11 protein-coding genes are annotated in these 14,956 nt (G+C 66.4%); 8 read left to right on the top strand and 3 right to left on the bottom strand.

Going from position 1 to position 14,956, the window contains the following annotated elements:
- Nucleotides 1–137 precede the first annotated feature (137 nt).
- From DNK89_RS04050 to egtB, 4 genes are all read left to right on the top strand, one after another.
- Nucleotides 138–1,124 (top strand): DUF808 domain-containing protein, encoded by a 987-nt coding sequence (locus DNK89_RS04050; RefSeq protein WP_015013728.1) that lies wholly within the window; start codon nucleotides 138–140, stop codon nucleotides 1,122–1,124.
- 129 nt (nucleotides 1,125–1,253) lie between these two features.
- Nucleotides 1,254–1,844: an OmpW family protein gene (locus DNK89_RS04045; protein ID WP_015013729.1), complete on the top strand. Its 591-nt coding sequence runs from the start codon at nucleotides 1,254–1,256 to the stop codon at nucleotides 1,842–1,844.
- Nucleotides 1,845–2,091: 247 nt separating this feature from the next.
- On the top strand, nucleotides 2,092–3,009 hold the full coding sequence (gene egtD / locus DNK89_RS04040; RefSeq protein ID WP_110958990.1) for an L-histidine N(alpha)-methyltransferase: 918 nt from the start codon (nucleotides 2,092–2,094) through the stop codon (nucleotides 3,007–3,009).
- Nucleotides 3,010–3,021: 12 nt separating this feature from the next.
- A complete protein-coding gene (gene egtB, locus DNK89_RS04035) occupies nucleotides 3,022–4,227 on the top strand; it encodes an ergothioneine biosynthesis protein EgtB (RefSeq protein WP_110958989.1) in 1,206 nt (401 codons plus the stop codon).
- 203 nt (nucleotides 4,228–4,430) lie between these two features.
- Here egtB and DNK89_RS04030 read toward each other — a convergent pair whose 3' ends face one another.
- The 3 genes from DNK89_RS04030 to DNK89_RS04020 form a co-directional block, all read right to left on the bottom strand.
- Nucleotides 4,431–5,714: an O-acetylhomoserine aminocarboxypropyltransferase/cysteine synthase family protein gene (locus tag DNK89_RS04030; RefSeq protein WP_015013732.1), complete on the bottom strand. Its 1,284-nt coding sequence runs from the start codon at nucleotides 5,712–5,714 to the stop codon at nucleotides 4,431–4,433.
- Between the two features lie 168 nt (nucleotides 5,715–5,882).
- The gene (locus DNK89_RS04025) at nucleotides 5,883–8,576 is read right to left on the bottom strand and encodes a cation-translocating P-type ATPase (RefSeq protein WP_203422185.1); all 2,694 of its coding nucleotides are present in this window, start codon (nucleotides 8,574–8,576) and stop codon (nucleotides 5,883–5,885) included.
- 35 nt (nucleotides 8,577–8,611) lie between these two features.
- Entirely contained in the window at nucleotides 8,612–10,615 is a 2,004-nt protein-coding gene (locus DNK89_RS04020; RefSeq protein ID WP_110958987.1) for a U32 family peptidase, read from the bottom strand.
- Nucleotides 10,616–10,811: 196 nt separating this feature from the next.
- Between DNK89_RS04020 and DNK89_RS04015 the strand changes: the two genes are divergently transcribed.
- The 4 genes from DNK89_RS04015 (at nucleotide 10,812) to DNK89_RS04000 (ending at nucleotide 14,889) form a co-directional block, all read left to right on the top strand.
- On the top strand, nucleotides 10,812–11,966 hold the full coding sequence (locus tag DNK89_RS04015) for a branched-chain amino acid ABC transporter substrate-binding protein (RefSeq protein ID WP_110958986.1): 1,155 nt from the start codon (nucleotides 10,812–10,814) through the stop codon (nucleotides 11,964–11,966).
- Nucleotides 11,967–12,118: 152 nt separating this feature from the next.
- Nucleotides 12,119–12,370 carry a hypothetical protein gene (locus tag DNK89_RS04010; RefSeq protein ID WP_110958985.1) on the top strand — a complete coding sequence of 84 codons (252 nt, stop codon included), beginning with the start codon at nucleotides 12,119–12,121 and terminating at the stop codon, nucleotides 12,368–12,370.
- Nucleotides 12,371–12,428: 58 nt separating this feature from the next.
- Nucleotides 12,429–13,820, top strand: coding sequence for a tRNA adenosine(34) deaminase TadA (gene tadA, locus DNK89_RS04005; RefSeq protein ID WP_110958984.1), 1,392 nt, complete (start codon nucleotides 12,429–12,431; stop codon nucleotides 13,818–13,820).
- An 85-nt stretch (nucleotides 13,821–13,905) separates the two neighbouring features.
- Nucleotides 13,906–14,889, top strand: a complete 984-nt coding sequence (locus DNK89_RS04000; RefSeq protein ID WP_110958983.1) for an LD-carboxypeptidase — start codon at nucleotides 13,906–13,908, stop codon at nucleotides 14,887–14,889.
- Nucleotides 14,890–14,956 lie beyond the last annotated feature (67 nt).

The raw sequence follows: 14,956 nt of genomic DNA, 5'->3' as shown, positions 1-14,956 counted from the left end.
CGTCGCCTGCGCTTTCCTGCTCTCCTACGCACACCTGGCGCCGCTGCTGGCGCTTGGGGTGTCTGTGCGTTGCTATAGTGCGGCGCACACCGGCGGCATGTTGGCCGCTTTTTTACGACCCATCCCAAGGACTCTTCATGGCCACTGGCAGCCTGCTTGCTTTGCTCGACGACATCGCCACCATCCTCGACGACGTGGCCTTGATGACCAAGGTGGCGGCCAAGAAGAGCGCTGCCATGGCCGACGATGTGTCGGTGATGACCAAGGTGGCCGCGCAGAAGACGGCGGGCGTGCTGGGGGATGATCTGGCACTCAATGCCCAGCAGGTGACCGGCGTGCGCGCCGAGCGCGAGATTCCGGTGGTGTGGGCGGTGGCCAAGGGCTCGCTCATCAACAAGGTCATCCTGGTGCCTGCCGCGTTGCTGATCAGCGCCTTTGCGCCCTGGGCCGTGACGCCGCTGCTGATGGTGGGGGGCGCCTTTCTGTGCTTTGAAGGCTTTGAAAAGGTGGCGCACAAGCTGCTGCACGCGCAGCACGAGGACGAGGCCGAACGCGAGAGCCATGCCAAGGCCAATGCCAACCCAGCGGTGGATCTGGTGGCGTTTGAAAAGGACAAGATCAAGGGCGCCGTGCGCACCGACTTCATCCTGTCGGCCGAAATCATCGCGATCACGCTGGGCACCGTGGCCTCCGCGCCCTTTGTGCAGCAGTTGACCGTGCTGTCGGGCATCGCGGTCATCATGACCATCGGTGTGTATGGGCTGGTGGCGGGCATCGTCAAGCTGGACGACCTGGGCCTGTGGCTCAGCAATAAGGCCAGCAGCGCGGCGCGTGCCTTGGGCGCGGGCATCTTGCGCGCGGCGCCCTGGCTGATGAAGGGGCTGTCGATTGCAGGCACCGCTGCCATGTTCCTGGTGGGCGGCGGCATTCTGGTGCACGGAGTGCCGGTGCTGCACCACGCGGTCGAGGCTACAGGTACGGCGGCCGCGCAGTGGCCGTTGGGCGGGCTGTGGGCGGTGCTGGTGCCCAACCTGCTGAACGCCGTGGTGGGCATCGTGGCGGGTGGCCTGGTGCTGGCCGGGGTGACGCTGGTGCAGCGCCTGCGGGGCAAGTCCACAGCCTGATAGTGGGTATTCCTTGATCTAGGTCTAAGGGTTACTACCGATGGCTTGAGGTAAGGCAAGGCCGGGTGGGGGCCGCAGCGGTTCAATGCATGCACGGGGGTCGTCCCCGTCCAACCGATGCGAAATACCATGAAAAAGAACCTGCTGGCTGTCGCCGTTCTCTGTGCCCTCTCTTCTGGCGCTGCCCTGGCGCAACAGGCTGAAGGCCCCTGGATGGTCCGTGCACGCGCGGTGCACCTGGACAGCGCCAACAAGGACAGCACGCCGCTGGGCCTGTCGGTCAACAACAAGACCATCCCTGAAGTGGATGTGACCTACTTCTTCAACAAGAACATCGCGGCCGAGCTGATCCTCACGGTGCCGCAAAAGCACACGCTCAGCGCTGGTGGCGCCGCTATCGGCACCCTCAAGCACCTGCCTCCCACACTGCTGGCGCAGTACCACTTTGACGCCCCTGGCTTCAAGCCCTATGTGGGCGCGGGCCTGAACTACACGCGCTTCTCCAGCGTGAACCTGCCCGCAGGCGTGAGCATTGACCGCAACAGCTTCGGCCCCGCGCTGCAAGTGGGCGTGGACATTCCGCTGGCCAAGAACCTGTACCTCAACTTCGACGTGAAAAAGGTTTTCATCAAGACCGACGTGAGCGCAGGCGGTGCCAAGCTGGGCACCTTCAAGGTAGACCCCGTTCTGGTGGGCGTGGGTCTGGGCTGGCGCTTCTAAGGGCACAGGGCCCAGGCGGGCCCTGCGTTCCTGACGATAAAGTTCTCCAAGGGTCTGAAGGGCTGGCGCGTGCGCCAGCCCTTTTTTTTGGCAGGTGCGGAAATGGCCTACACACGGCTGTCAGCGAGGCAACGCACAATGGGGAGAGGGGCAGGGGAGCGCGTGGGGTGTGCCGCAAGGCGGGCATCCCAGGCGCCTCTGCTTTTGACCCACCGGCGGCGCTGCCGCACCAACGTCTTGACGACCCATGCTCCTGCCTCGCTATTCCGACATCACGCACGGGCTTACTCAGCGGCCCGCACGCATCTCCCCCAAGTACTTTTACGACCAGCACGGCTCCCAGCTGTTTGAGGCCATCACGCGCCTGCCGGAGTACTACCCCACGCGCACCGAGATGGCGCTGATGCAGGCGCATGCGGACAGCATTGCCCATGCCATTGGCCCGGGGCGCACCCTGATCGAGCTGGGCGCAGGCAACTGCCAGAAGGCCCGCACCCTGTGCCGCTTGGTGCAGCCGGCCTGTTTTGTGGGCGTGGACATTTCGGCGGATTTTCTGGAGCAGGCGGTGCAGGGGCTGCGCGATGAGTTTCCGGCGCTGGATGCCCGCGCGCTGGCGGGTGACATGACTCTGGGTGTGTCACTGCCCGACGACATTCCCCGCACCGGGCGCCTGGTGTTCTACCCGGGCTCGTCCATCGGCAACTTCGACCCGCCGCATGCGCTGGATCTGCTGGCCCACATGCGCGAACTGGTGGACGATGATGGTGGTCTGCTGATCGGCATCGATTTGCCCAAGGACGTGGCGGTGCTCGAAGCCGCCTACGACGATGCCGCAGGGGTCACTGCCGAGTTCAACCGCAATGTGCTGCGGCATGTGAACCGCCTGATCGGCAGCGACTTTGACGTAGCGCAGTGGCAGCATCGCGCGTTCTTCAACACCGAGGCGTCGCGCATCGAGATGCACCTGGAGGCGGCCACTGACACCGAGGTGTGCTGGCCCGGCGGCGGCCGGAGGTTCGTCCGGGGTGAGCGCATCCACACCGAGAACAGCTACAAGTACCCGCTGCCCGTGTTCACCGACATGCTTGCGCGCGCCGGCTTTGCGCAGGCCCAGGTGTGGACGGACGAGCGGGGCTGGTTTGCAGTGGTCCACGCCCGTCCTTGACCGGTGGTATTCATGACCGTGACATCCCCCGCATTCGACACGCTGCTGGCGCGCTACACCGCCGTGCGCGGCCGCTCGCTGGCCCTGGCGGCACCGCTATCGCCCGAGGACTGCGCCGCGCAGTCCATGCCTGATGCCAGCCCCACCAAATGGCACCTGGCCCACACCACCTGGTTCTTTGAGACCTTTGTGCTTGAGGCCCACGAGCCCGGTTTCCAGCCGTTTGCACCGGCGTTCCGTGTGCTGTTCAACTCGTACTACAACGGCGTGGGCGCCAAGCACCCGCGCCCGCAGCGCGGGCTGCTCACGCGGCCATCGCTGGACGAGGTGCTCGCCTACCGGGCCAACGTGGACGCCCGCATGGCGCGCCTGTGGCCCACCGTGGCGCACGACGACGCGCTGCGCGGCCTGATCGAGCTGGGCCTGCAGCATGAGCAGCAGCACCAGGAGCTGATACTCACCGACATCCTGCACCTGCTGTCCTGCAACCCCTTGTTTCCCGCCTATGCCAAGGCGTCTGACGCCGTGGCGCCGGAGCCCGCCGGGGCGCTGGCGTGGCACTCGTTTGACGCGGGGCTGACCGACATCGGCCACGCTGGCAGCGGCTTTGCCTTTGACAACGAGGGCCCGCGCCATCGGGTGTATCTGCACCCGTATGCACTGGCCTCGCGGCTGGTGACGCAGGCTGAATATCTCGCGTTTGTGGAAGGTGGCGGCTACCGCAACCCGCTGCTCTGGCTGGCCGAAGGCTGGGACTGGCGGGCGGCGCAGGGCCTGGAGCAGCCCTTGTACTGGCATCGCATCGACGGGGCCTGGCACCACTTCACGCTGGCTGGCCTGCAGCCGCTGCAGGGCGACCAGCCGGTGGTGCATCTGTCGTACTACGAGGCAGATGCCTATGCGCGCTGGGCCGGTGCACGCCTACCCACCGAGGCCGAATGGGAGCATGGGGCCGCGCAGGGTACCGCTGGCATGGCGCAGTGGCATGGCGCTGCGTGGCAGTGGACTCAGTCCAGCTACGCGCCGTACCCGGGCTTTCGGGTGGCGGAAGGCGCCGTGGGTGAGTACAACGGCAAGTTCATGGTCAACCAGTACGTGCTGCGGGGTTCGTCCAGTGCCACGCCGTCAGGGCATGAACGGCTGACCTACCGCAACTTCTTCCCGGCCACGGCGCGCTGGCAGTTCACGGGCATTCGGCTGGCACGCGACCTCGGGTGAAGGCGGCCAGCGCCCGGCGCTGACCGCCATCGACCTGTCGCGCTGGGGCAGGCATGACGATGTCGCCATGCGCTGTGAACCTGTTTGCTATGAAATATGTAGCTGACAGCGCATATTCCACTAGCGCTTGGACGCAAAAAGCCTCAAAACTACGCTGAAGGGTGCCTGGCCATGCGCTTGGGAGGCGCATGGCCCTTTACACATCAGACCTTGTCGAGTGCCTGCGCCAAGTCGGCCTGCAGGTCATCGATGTGCTCGATGCCGACCGACAGGCGCACCATGCCTTCGCTCACACCGGCCTTGGCCAGTTCTTCGGGGTTGAGCTGGCGGTGGGTGGTGGATGCTGGGTGCGTGGCCAGCGACTTCGCGTCGCCAATGTTGACGAGGCGCGTGAAGAGCTGCAAAGCATCCAGGAAGCGCGCACCGGCCGCGCGCGGGTCGGCGTCGCTGTTCTTCACACTGAAGCTCAGGATGCCGGAGGCCTTGCCGCCCGACTGGCGTTGCACCACCGCGTGGTCGGGGTGGTCGGGCAGGCCCGCGTAGCGCACCCATTCCACCTTGGGGTGGCTCTGCAGGTATTTGGCAATGGCCAGCGTGTTGTCGCAGATGCGGTCCATGCGCAGGGCCAGGGTCTCGATGCCTTGCAGGATCAGGAACGCGCTTTGCGGCGACAGCGCCGCGCCGGTGTTGCGCAGTGGCACCACGCGCGCACGGCCGATGAAGGCGGCGGGGCCCAGGGCTTCGGTGTAGACCACGCCGTGGTAGCTCACATCGGGCTCGTTCAGTCGCGGGAAGCGCGCCTTGTGCTGCGCCCACGGAAACTTGCCGCTGTCCACAATCGCGCCGCCCACGCTGTTGCCGTGGCCGCCCAGGTACTTGGTGAGCGAGTGCACCACGATGTCGGCGCCGTGCTCGATGGGGCGCAGCAGGTAGGGGCTGGGCACGGTGTTGTCCACGATCAGCGGCACGCCGTGGTCATGCGCCACCTTGGCGATGGCAGCGATGTCGGTCACGTTGCCCAGCGGGTTGCCGATGGACTCGATGAAGATGGCCTTGGTGCGCGCATCGATGTGATGCGCAAAACTGGCCGGGTCGCGCGGGTCGGCAAAGCGGGTGGTGATGCCTTGCTGCGGCAGCGTGTGGGCAAACAGGTTGTAGGTGCCGCCATACAGCGTGCTGGCTGACACGATGTTGTCGCCCGCCTCGGCAATGGTCTGGATGGCGTAGGTGATAGCTGCCATGCCCGAGGCCACGGCCAGCGCGGCGATGCCGCCTTCGAGCGCCGCGACGCGCTTTTCAAGCACGTCGGTCGTGGGGTTCATGATGCGGGTGTAGATGTTGCCCGGCACCTTCAGGTCGAACAAGTCCGCGCCATGCTGGGCGCTGTCAAACGCGTAGGCCACCGTCTGGTAGATGGGCACGGCCACGGCCTTGGTGGTGGGGTCGGGGCTGTAGCCAGCGTGAACGGCCAGGGTCTCGATTTTCATGCAGCTTGTCTCTTTCGTTGAAGGGAAGGGAGTGGGGCAACCGGCCTCTACCCGTGCTGGGCGGAGCCGTATGTGCCGATGGCGCGGGCCATTCTGGCACCGCTGGCCCACGGCGTCATCGAATCGTTGGCTATGTGCTTATGACCTTCTTGCGTGCCGTGAGCACCCTCAGGCCGCAGGCTCGTCCAGGGCGCTGTCGCTGGACTCTGGTGCGGTGCGCCGCTGTGGCTGGCTGCGTCGCCAGGCCTTCTCGATCTCGACCACCACCAGCACCACCAGCGCGGCGCCGATGCACAGCGCCAGCTCGCCCAGGCTCAGCGGCTCGGTGCGGAAGATGGGGTTGAGCCAGGGCACATAGATGGTCGCCAACTGCAGCGCAAAGGTCAGCAGCACGGCGCCCAGCAGCGGGCGGTTGCTCCACAGGCCCAGGCGCCAGATGGGCTCGGACTCGGACCGGATGGCGATCACGTGCGCCATTTGCGCCAGCGTGAGCACGGTGAACACCATGGTCTGCCAGTGCGCATGGCCGGTGTGCAGCGCCCAGGCCTGCACCGCCAGGCACAGCCCGCCAATGAGCAGGCCCACGCCCAGAATGTGCTGCCACATGCCGTGGGCAAAGAGGCTCTCGCGCGGCGCGCGGGGCGGGCGCTGCATGATGCCGCGCTCGGCCGGTTCGGCCGCCAGCGCCAGGCCCGGCAGGCCGTCGGTCACCAGGTTGACCCACAGGATGTGGATGGGCAGCAGCGGAATGGGCAACAGCAACAGCGGCGCGAGGAAGATGGTCCAGATCTCGCCCGAGTTGCCCGTCATGGCGTAGCGCACAAACTTGCGGATGTTGTCGTAGATGCGGCGGCCCTCGCGCACCGCCGCGACGATGGTGGCGAAGTTGTCGTCCAGCAGCACCAGGCTCGACGCCTCGCGCGCCACGTCGGTGCCACCCTGGCCCATGGCCACGCCGATGTCGGCGCGCTTGAGCGCCGGGGCGTCGTTCACGCCATCGCCGGTCATGGCGACGAAGTGGCCCTGGGCCTGCAGCGCCTCGACGATGCGGATTTTTTGCGCCGGGTCCACGCGGGCGTAGACCTGCACCTGCTCCACCTTGGCCCGCAGCGCGGCATCGTCCAATGCGGCCAGGTCGGCGCCGGTCAGCACCGGAGCATCGGCACTGCGCACTATACCCAGCCGGTGCGCAATGGCGCGCGCGGTGGCGGGGTGGTCGCCTGTGATCATCAATGGCGTGATGCCCGCGCTGATGCAGTCGCGCACTGCGGCCTGGGCCTCGGGGCGGGGTGGGTCGATGAGGGCGATCAGGCCCAGCAGCTCCAGCTGGTTTTCCACCGCGTCGATGTCGTTGGTGTCGGGCAGGCGGGCGTGGCTGCGGCGGGCCAGGGCCATCACGCGCAGGCCCTGGGCGGCGAGCTGCTGGGCAGTGCCGAGGACCTTGGCGGTGTCGATTGGGGCAGCGCCTTCGGGCGTCCAGTGGGCGGTGCAGCGGGGCAGCACGGATTCGGGCGCGCCCTTGGTGTAGGCCACAAAACCATCGGCAGCGCGGTGGAAGGTGGTCATGCGCTTGCGGTCGGAGTCAAAGGGCTGCTCCTGCACGCGGGGGCTGGCGGCGTCGAGCTGGGTCTTGTCCAGCCCGCCTGCGTGGGCGGCCAGCACCAGCGCGGTTTCGGTGGGGTCGCCCAGCCACTGGGTGCTTGACTGGCCCTCTTCGCTCTTTGCCTGTAGCGTGGCGTCGTTGCACAGTGCGGCGGCGCGCAGGGCCTCGGCGTGGGCGGGGCCGGGCAGGGGGTCGCCGGGCACCCAGCGCACGCCGTGGGCCAGCAGCAGCTCGGCGTGCATGCGGTTTTGGGTCAGGGTGCCGGTCTTGTCCGAGCAGATGGTGGTGACAGAGCCCAGCGTCTCCACCGACGGCAGGCGCCGCACCAGCGCATGCACGGCCACCATGCGGCGCGCGCCCAGGGCCAGCAGCACGGTGACCACGGCGGGCAGGGCCTCGGGGATGGCGGCCACGGCCAGGCTGATGGCGGTGAGGGCCATGAGCAGGGGCGCCTCGCCACGCAGCACGCCCACCACAAAAATCACTGCGCAAATGCCCAGCACCGCAATTGCCAGGCGCTTGCCAAAGGCCGCTAGGCGCAGTTGCAGCGGCGTGCTGCGGTCGCCGGTGTCGAGCAGCGTGGCCACCTTGCCCAGCTCGGTGTGCATGCCGGTGGCCACCACCAGCCCGCGTGCGCGGCCATGGGTGGCCGTGGTACCCTTGAAGGCCATGTTGGTGCGGTCGCCCAGCGCGCCCACATCTTTGGCCGCCAGGGGGTCGGTCTGCTTGGCCACGGTGACGGATTCGCCCGTGAGGGCCGATTCATCCACCTGCAGCTGCGCAATCTCGATGAGCCGCAGGTCGGCCGGGATCTGGTTGCCCGCCTCCAGCAGCACGATGTCGCCGGGCACGAGCACGGTGGCAGGAACCACCTGCACCGCACCGCTGCGCAGCACGGTGGCGTGCGCCGCCGCCAGCTGGCGCAGCGCCGCCATGGCCTGGTCGGCGCGCCAGGCCTGCACAAAGCCAATGACGGCATTGAGCACCACGATGACGAGGATGACCAGCGTGTCGGTGACCTCGCCCACCAGCCCCGAGATGACGGCCGCACCCAGCAGCACCAGCACCATGAAGTCCTTGAACTGGTCGGCCAGCAGGCGCCACCAGGGGCGGTCCTGCGATGCGGCCAACTCGTTGGCGCCATGGGTGGCGCTGCGGCGCAGCGCTTCGTCGGCATGCAGGCCTGCGTCAGGGTTGACGCCGTGGGCCTGGGCGACGGCCTCGGTAGGGTGCAGGTGCGGCGCGGTGGATGGGGACATGCGGCGATCAATGAAACGGGCCGCACGCCCTCGCATCAGTGCGCGACTTGCGGCCGGGCTTTGTAGAACTGGAGCGGGGCTTCTGGCACCTGGTTCAGCACCTGGCGCTTGATCTTGCCCACCACGTGCATTTCACAGGGCTTGCAGTCAAAGCGCAAGGTCAGCTTTTCCTTGCCGTTGATCAACATCAAGGGTTCGGCCTTGATGGTGCCCTGCACGCCCGTCACGCCCTTGGCCTGCTTGGGGCACAGGCTCATGGAAAAGCGCACGCAGTGCTTGGTGATCATGAGGCTGACTTCGCCTTCTTCTTCATGCGCCTCGTAGGCGGCAGCGATCACCTTCACGCCGTGGCGCACGTAAAAGTCGTGGGCCTTATGGTTGAACACATTGCCCAGGAAGGAAAGCGTGTCCTCGGGGTAGGGCACAGGGGGCTCCACCGGTGTGGCACGCGGCAGGCGGGCAAAGTTGCGGGCGCGGTTGGCTTCCAGGTCGGCCACGGCATCGCGGCGCAGGGCGTTGAGCACGGAGGCGGGCACAAACCAGGGCTGCGACAGTTGCAACGCAATGTCGTGCACTGCAAACACCGTGGCGCCAAAGCGGCCCAGTTGCTCGCGCAGGCTGGCTTCGGCCTTGGCCGCATCGGTGGCGGGTTGGTGAGGCTGCTGCACGTCGGCACTGCCCACGTTGCCATCCTCGTCCGTCAGCATCAGGCTGAAGCCGGTGGGCGTTTCGCTCAGGTGCGCCCACAGGCCGATGCGGCGGTCGCTGGATTTTTTCTCCAGCGTGCGCACCCAGTCCATGTCGCGGTTGCGGTTGACTTCGGTGCCCTTGCGCAGGTCCTTGAAGCCTTCCATAGGGTCCTTGGGGTACACGCGCCACTGGCCCACGGACCGTGCCGACACCGGCTCGGCCACGTTGATGGCCATGCCCACCAGCTCCTTGTGCAGGTCGTAGTAGCACAGGCCATCGCCGTTGTGCAGCACGGTGGCGGGGTCGCTCACTTCCAGCTCCACATAGTCGGGGCCCACCTTGGTCACCCAGCCGATGGCCTGGCCGGGGTTCTTGGGGGTGTCGAAGGCGCCGATGTCTTCCTTGCGGCCGGTGACAAAGTAGTCGGTGAACTCGCGGTTGAAGTTCTGGAGCGGGTCGGGTTTGAATGTGAAAGTGGTGCGCCCGCTGGACGAGCGCGACAGCGGGCGGCCCTGCGCTTCGCGCTCTTCGATGATTTCGTCCAGCAGCGTGCGGTAGTGGGCCGTGATGTTCTTCACATAGCCCATGTCCTTGTAGCGCCCTTCGATCTTGAAGCTGCGCACGCCCGCGTCGATGAGGGCGCGCAGGTTGTCGCTCTGGTTGTTGTCCTTCATGCTCAGCACGTGCTTGTCGTGCGCGATGAAGCGGCCCTGTGCGTCCGTCACCTGGTAGGGCAGGCGGCAGGCCTGGCTGCAGTCGCCCCGGTTGGCGCTGCGGCCGGTCTGTGCATGGCTGATGTTGCACTGGCCGCTGTAGGCCACGCACAGCGCGCCGTGGATGAAAAATTCGATGTTGGCGCGGCCCGGCGCATCCACCGGGCCCAGCGCTTTGTGGACTGCCGCAATCTGCTGCACCGTGAGCTCGCGCGCCAGCACGATCTGCGACAGGCCCGCGTCTTGCAGAAAACGCGCCTTTTCAGGCGTGCGGATGTCGGTCTGGGTGCTGGCGTGCAGCTGGATGGGGGGCAGGTCGATTTCGAGCAGGCCCATGTCCTGGATGATCAATGCATCCGCGCCCGCCTCATACACCTGCCAGGCCATCTGGCGCGCGGCTTCCAGCTCATCGTCGCGCAGGATGGTGTTGAGTGTGATGAAGATGCGGCTGTTGAAGCGGTGCGCGTGCTTGACTAGGCGCTCAATGTCCCGGATGTCGTTGCCCGCGCTGGCCCGGGCGCCGAAGGCCGGGCCGCCGATGTAGACGGCATCGGCGCCGTGGTTGATGGCTTCGATGCCAATGTCTGCGTCGCGCGCAGGCGAGAGCAGTTCGAGCTGGTGGGGCAGGAGGGACATGGGGCGTGATTATCCCAGCCTGCCTCGCCGGGCGGTGCGCGTCGGACGTATTAGCCCGGATAATGCTGGAGCAAATTACTAAGTTTGCTTAGTAATTTTCCAGAAATGAGGGTTCGGGTGGCTACGATGCAGGGTTTGTTGTGTACAAGTTCGGTGCACAACAGGATGCTTTGACCGACCCAGGAGACTTTGTACTGTGCTGCGCCCCGTTTTCGCTTCTTCGCCCCTGTTCCGTATTTCTGCCCTGACCGCCATTGCGCTGGCGGCCAACCTGGCCTCCGCCCAGGACGTGCAAACCGTCAAGATCGCCCACGCAGGCCCGGTGTCGGGCGGCATTGCCCACATCGGCAAGGACACGGAAAACGGCGTGCGTCTGGCCATTGACGACCTGAACGCCCAGAACCTCGTCATCGGCGGTAAGAAGATCAAGTTTGAAATCGCGGCCGAAGACGACGCGGGCGACCCACGCCAGGCCACCGCCGTGGCGCAAAAGCTGTGCGACCAGAAGGTGGCAGGCGTGGTGGGCCACCTGCAGTCGGGCACGTCCATTCCCGCCTCGGCCGTCTACGCCAAGTGCGACCTGCCCCACATCACGGCCTCGGCCTCCAACCCTGACCTGACCAAGCCCGGCCACAAGACCACCTTCCGCCTGATCGCCAACGACAACGCGCTGGGCGCTGCGCTGGCGCTGTTTGGTGCGGACCACCTCAAGCTCAAGAACGTGGCCATCATCGACGACCGCACGGCCTACGGCCAGGGCGTGGCCTCGGTCTTCAAGGCCACGGCACAGCAAAAGGGCCTGAAGGTGGTGGCCGAGGAGTTCACCAACGACAAGGCCACCGACTTCATGGCCATCCTCACCGCCATCAAGAACAAGAAGCCCGACGCGATCTTCTACGGTGGCCTGGACGCGCAGGCCGGCCCCATGCTACGCCAGATGGAGCAGCTGGGTCTGGGCAACGTGAAGTTCTTTGGCGGCGATGCCCTGTGCACCGAGAAGCTGCCCGAACTGTCGGGCAAGACGCCCGCGCTGAAAAACGTGACCTGCGCCACGGGCGGCGCCTCGGTGGACAAGATGCAAGGCGGCTCGGACTGGAAGAAGCGCTACGACGCCAAGTTTCCCGGCCAGTTCCAGATCTACAGCCCCTACGCCTATGACGCCGCGATGGTGCTGGCCGACGCGATGAAGCGCGCCAACTCGGTGGACCCCAAGGTGTTCACCCCTTTCCTGGCCAAGACCGAATACAAGGGCGTGACCGCCAACATCGCCTTCACCGCCAAGGGAGAGCTGACCACCCCCGCCGTGACCTTGTACACATTCAAGGACGGCAGCCGCGTGGCGTTGAACTGAGGCCGTTTGCCTCGGTGGCTTGACCGACTCTTGCCCCAACGGCCGCCTTGTGCGGCCGTTTTTGCATTCGGCATTCATGCGGCGTTTGGCTTTACAGTCAGGCCCCATTGCAAGAACCCGCGGGCCGCCGGTGCCCGCCAAGGAGCCCAGGTATGCGCGCACTGTTTGGATTGGTTGGACTGGTGGTGGTGCTGGCCATCGTGGGCCTGCTGGCCAAGAAGCAACTGGCGGCCACGCGCGCCCCCGTGCCCGCATTGCAAACCGCCACAGGCGCGGCGGGGCCTGCGTCGGCGCCGACCGGCACGGTGCGTGAGCAGAGCCAGCAGATGCAGCAGCAGGTCAAGCGGCAGGTAGAAGGCCTGATGCAACAGGCACGCCCCATGCCCGAAGACGAGAAAAAATGACCCAGATCGGCTTCAAGCGCTCATATTTCATGCCTTGGATGCTATTGAAAATATAGTGATGAAAATCGCTGACGATGCGCACTGGATGCGACTGGCCCTGGCCGAGGCGCAAGCCGCAGCCAGCGCGGGCGAGGTGCCCGTGGGCGCCATCGTGGTCAAGGACGGCCAGGTCATTGCCACCGGCCGCAATGCCCCGGTGGAAGGCCACGACCCGACGGCCCACGCCGAGATCGTCGCCCTGCGTGCGGCAGCCCAGCGCCTGGGCAACTACCGGCTCGACGGCTGCAGCCTTTATGTGACGCTGGAGCCCTGCGCCATGTGCAGTGGCGCCATGCTGCACGCGCGGCTGGCGCGGGTGGTGTATGGCGCGGTGGAACCCAAGACCGGGGCGGCAGGCTCGGTGCTCAACCTGTTTGGGCATGCTGAAATCAATCACCAGACCAAGGTGCAGGGCGGGGTGCTGGCCGAAGAATGTGGCGGCCTGCTGAGCCACTTTTTTGCGCAGCGCCGCCGTCAGCAGCGTGCCGAGGCGTTGGCCCGCCACCCCCTGCGTGACGACGCCTTGCGGACACCCGAGGCGGCTTTTGCGAACCTGCCTGGCTACCCCTGGGCTCCCCACTACCTCAGCGACCTGCCCAGTCTGGCGGGCTTGCGTCTGCACTACCTGGATGAGGGCCCGCGCGATGCACCGCGCACCTGGCTGTGCCTGCATGGCAACCCGGCCTGGAGCTACCTCTATCGCCGCATGCTGCCGGCCTTTCTGGCTGCGGGCGACCGCGTGGTGGCGCCCGACCTGATCGGCTTTGGCAAAAGCGACAAGCCCAAGAAGGAGGGGGCGCACCAGTTCGAATGGCACCGCCAGGTGCTGCTGGAGCTGGTCGAGCGGCTGGAGCTGCGCAATGTCGTGCTGGTGGTGCAGGACTGGGGCGGCATCCTGGGCCTCACGCTGCCCATGGCGATGCCCGAGCGGTTTGGCGGCCTGCTGGTGATGAACACGTTGCTGGCCACGGGCGATGCGCCGTTGCCGCAGGGCTTTGTCGACTGGCGCGCCATGTGCCGCGACAAGCCGCTGTACGGGGTAGGGCGCCTGTTGGCACGCGGCAACCCGCACCTGCATCCCGACGAATGTGCGGCGTACGATGCGCCCTTTCCGGACAAAGGTTACCGGGCTGCGCTGCGCGCATTCCCCGAACGTGTGCCTGCCGATCCCGATGACCCCGGTGCGGCGCTGTCGCGTGCAGCCCGCAATTTTTGGCAGCACCAGTGGCAAGGCCGCAGCCTGATGGTGGTGGGTGCGCAAGACCCGGTGTTGGGGTTGCCCACCATGCGGGCGCTGCAACACCACATCCGTGGATGCCCCGAACCGGTGGTGCTGCCCCATGCGGGCCACTTTGTTCAGGAGCATGGCGAGGCCATCGCCGCACGGGCTGTGGAATACTTCACCCACTGATCTGCCCCCTGGCGCCGCCTGACTGCATGGGGCGCCGGGCATTCCCCCCTGTTTACGGAGCAGACCCCATCGGGGCCTGAGCGCTTTGCACGACCACCATCACGACCACTCGCAGTGCGACCACGACCACGGTCCTAAGCACATCTACATTTATTCGCCCTCCAGCGCCGTGCGCGACAAGGTGGCCTTCAAGCGGGGCATTGCCCGGCTCAAGGCCCAGGGCCATGAGGTGGAGGTGGATGTGGACGCGCTGGCCACGCACACGCGTTTTGCGGGTGACGACGCCACCCGGCTGGCCGCTATCCACCGTGCGGCGGCCAGCGGCGCCGATGTGGCGCTGATCTCGCGCGGGGGGTACGGCCTCACGCGCATCCTGCCGGGCATCCGCTACAAGGCGGTGGCCAAGGCCATCGAAAAGGGTACGCACTTTGTGGGCGTGAGCGACTTCACCGCCTTCCAGCTCGCCGTGCTAGCCAGAACCGGGGCCACCACCTGGGCGGGGCCCTCACTGGGGGCCGATTTCGGGGTGGAGGGCGAGCCCGACGACATCATGGAAGCCTGCTTTGACGACCTGCTGACCGGCCACGGCGAGGGTACCGGCTGGCGCATGCACAAGGAAAAGCCCCACGCCACCACCGGCAAGCCGGCTGTGCCCAACGTCTATGTGAAAAGCGCCACCCTGTGGGGGGGCAACCTCGCAGTGCTGGCATCGCTCGTGGGTACGCCGTATTTCCCGCAGGTCAAGGGCGGAGTGCTGTTTGTAGAGGATGTGCACGAGCATCCCTATCGCATTGAACGCATGCTGACCCAGCTGCTGCACGCCGGTGTGCTGGCCCAGCAAAAGGCCGTGGTGCTGGGGCAGTTCACCAATTTCAAGCTGGCGCCGCATGACAAGGGCTACAAGCTGCAGTCGGTGGTGGACTGGCTGCGCACCCAGATCAAGGCCCCCGTGCTGACCAACCTGCCGTTCGGGCATGTCGAGACCAAGGTGTTGCTGCCCGTGGGCGCGACGGTGTCGTTGTCAGTGGAAGAGCGGGACGCGCTGATCTATTGGGGGCACCAGCACTGAGGGGGGTAGGGCCTCCGCTGGGGCGGCCCTGACCCTGGCGCCGAAGGTAAACGGGCCCAGGTGCTCA

The sequence above is a fragment of the Acidovorax sp. ST3 genome, assembly GCF_003231145.1.
Classification (GTDB): domain Bacteria; phylum Pseudomonadota; class Gammaproteobacteria; order Burkholderiales; family Burkholderiaceae_C; genus Acidovorax.
Note: the sequence above shows the minus strand (reverse complement) of the source record. Positions and strands in the feature narration are given on the sequence as shown.

Coding starts and splice junctions, on each gene's coding strand:
- DNK89_RS04010 (WP_110958985.1), top strand. CDS start 12,119: ATGCGCGCACTGTTTGGATTGGTTGGACTGGTGGTGGTGCTGGCCATC.
- DNK89_RS04030 (WP_015013732.1), bottom strand. CDS start 5,714: ATGAAAATCGAGACCCTGGCCGTTCACGCTGGCTACAGCCCCGACCCC.
- DNK89_RS04020 (WP_110958987.1), bottom strand. CDS start 10,615: ATGTCCCTCCTGCCCCACCAGCTCGAACTGCTCTCGCCTGCGCGCGAC.
- DNK89_RS04045 (WP_015013729.1), top strand. CDS start 1,254: ATGAAAAAGAACCTGCTGGCTGTCGCCGTTCTCTGTGCCCTCTCTTCT.
- egtD (WP_110958990.1), top strand. CDS start 2,092: ATGCTCCTGCCTCGCTATTCCGACATCACGCACGGGCTTACTCAGCGG.
- egtB (WP_110958989.1), top strand. CDS start 3,022: ATGACCGTGACATCCCCCGCATTCGACACGCTGCTGGCGCGCTACACC.
- DNK89_RS04050 (WP_015013728.1), top strand. CDS start 138: ATGGCCACTGGCAGCCTGCTTGCTTTGCTCGACGACATCGCCACCATC.
- DNK89_RS04025 (WP_203422185.1), bottom strand. CDS start 8,576: ATGTCCCCATCCACCGCGCCGCACCTGCACCCTACCGAGGCCGTCGCC.
- tadA (WP_110958984.1), top strand. CDS start 12,429: ATGAAAATCGCTGACGATGCGCACTGGATGCGACTGGCCCTGGCCGAG.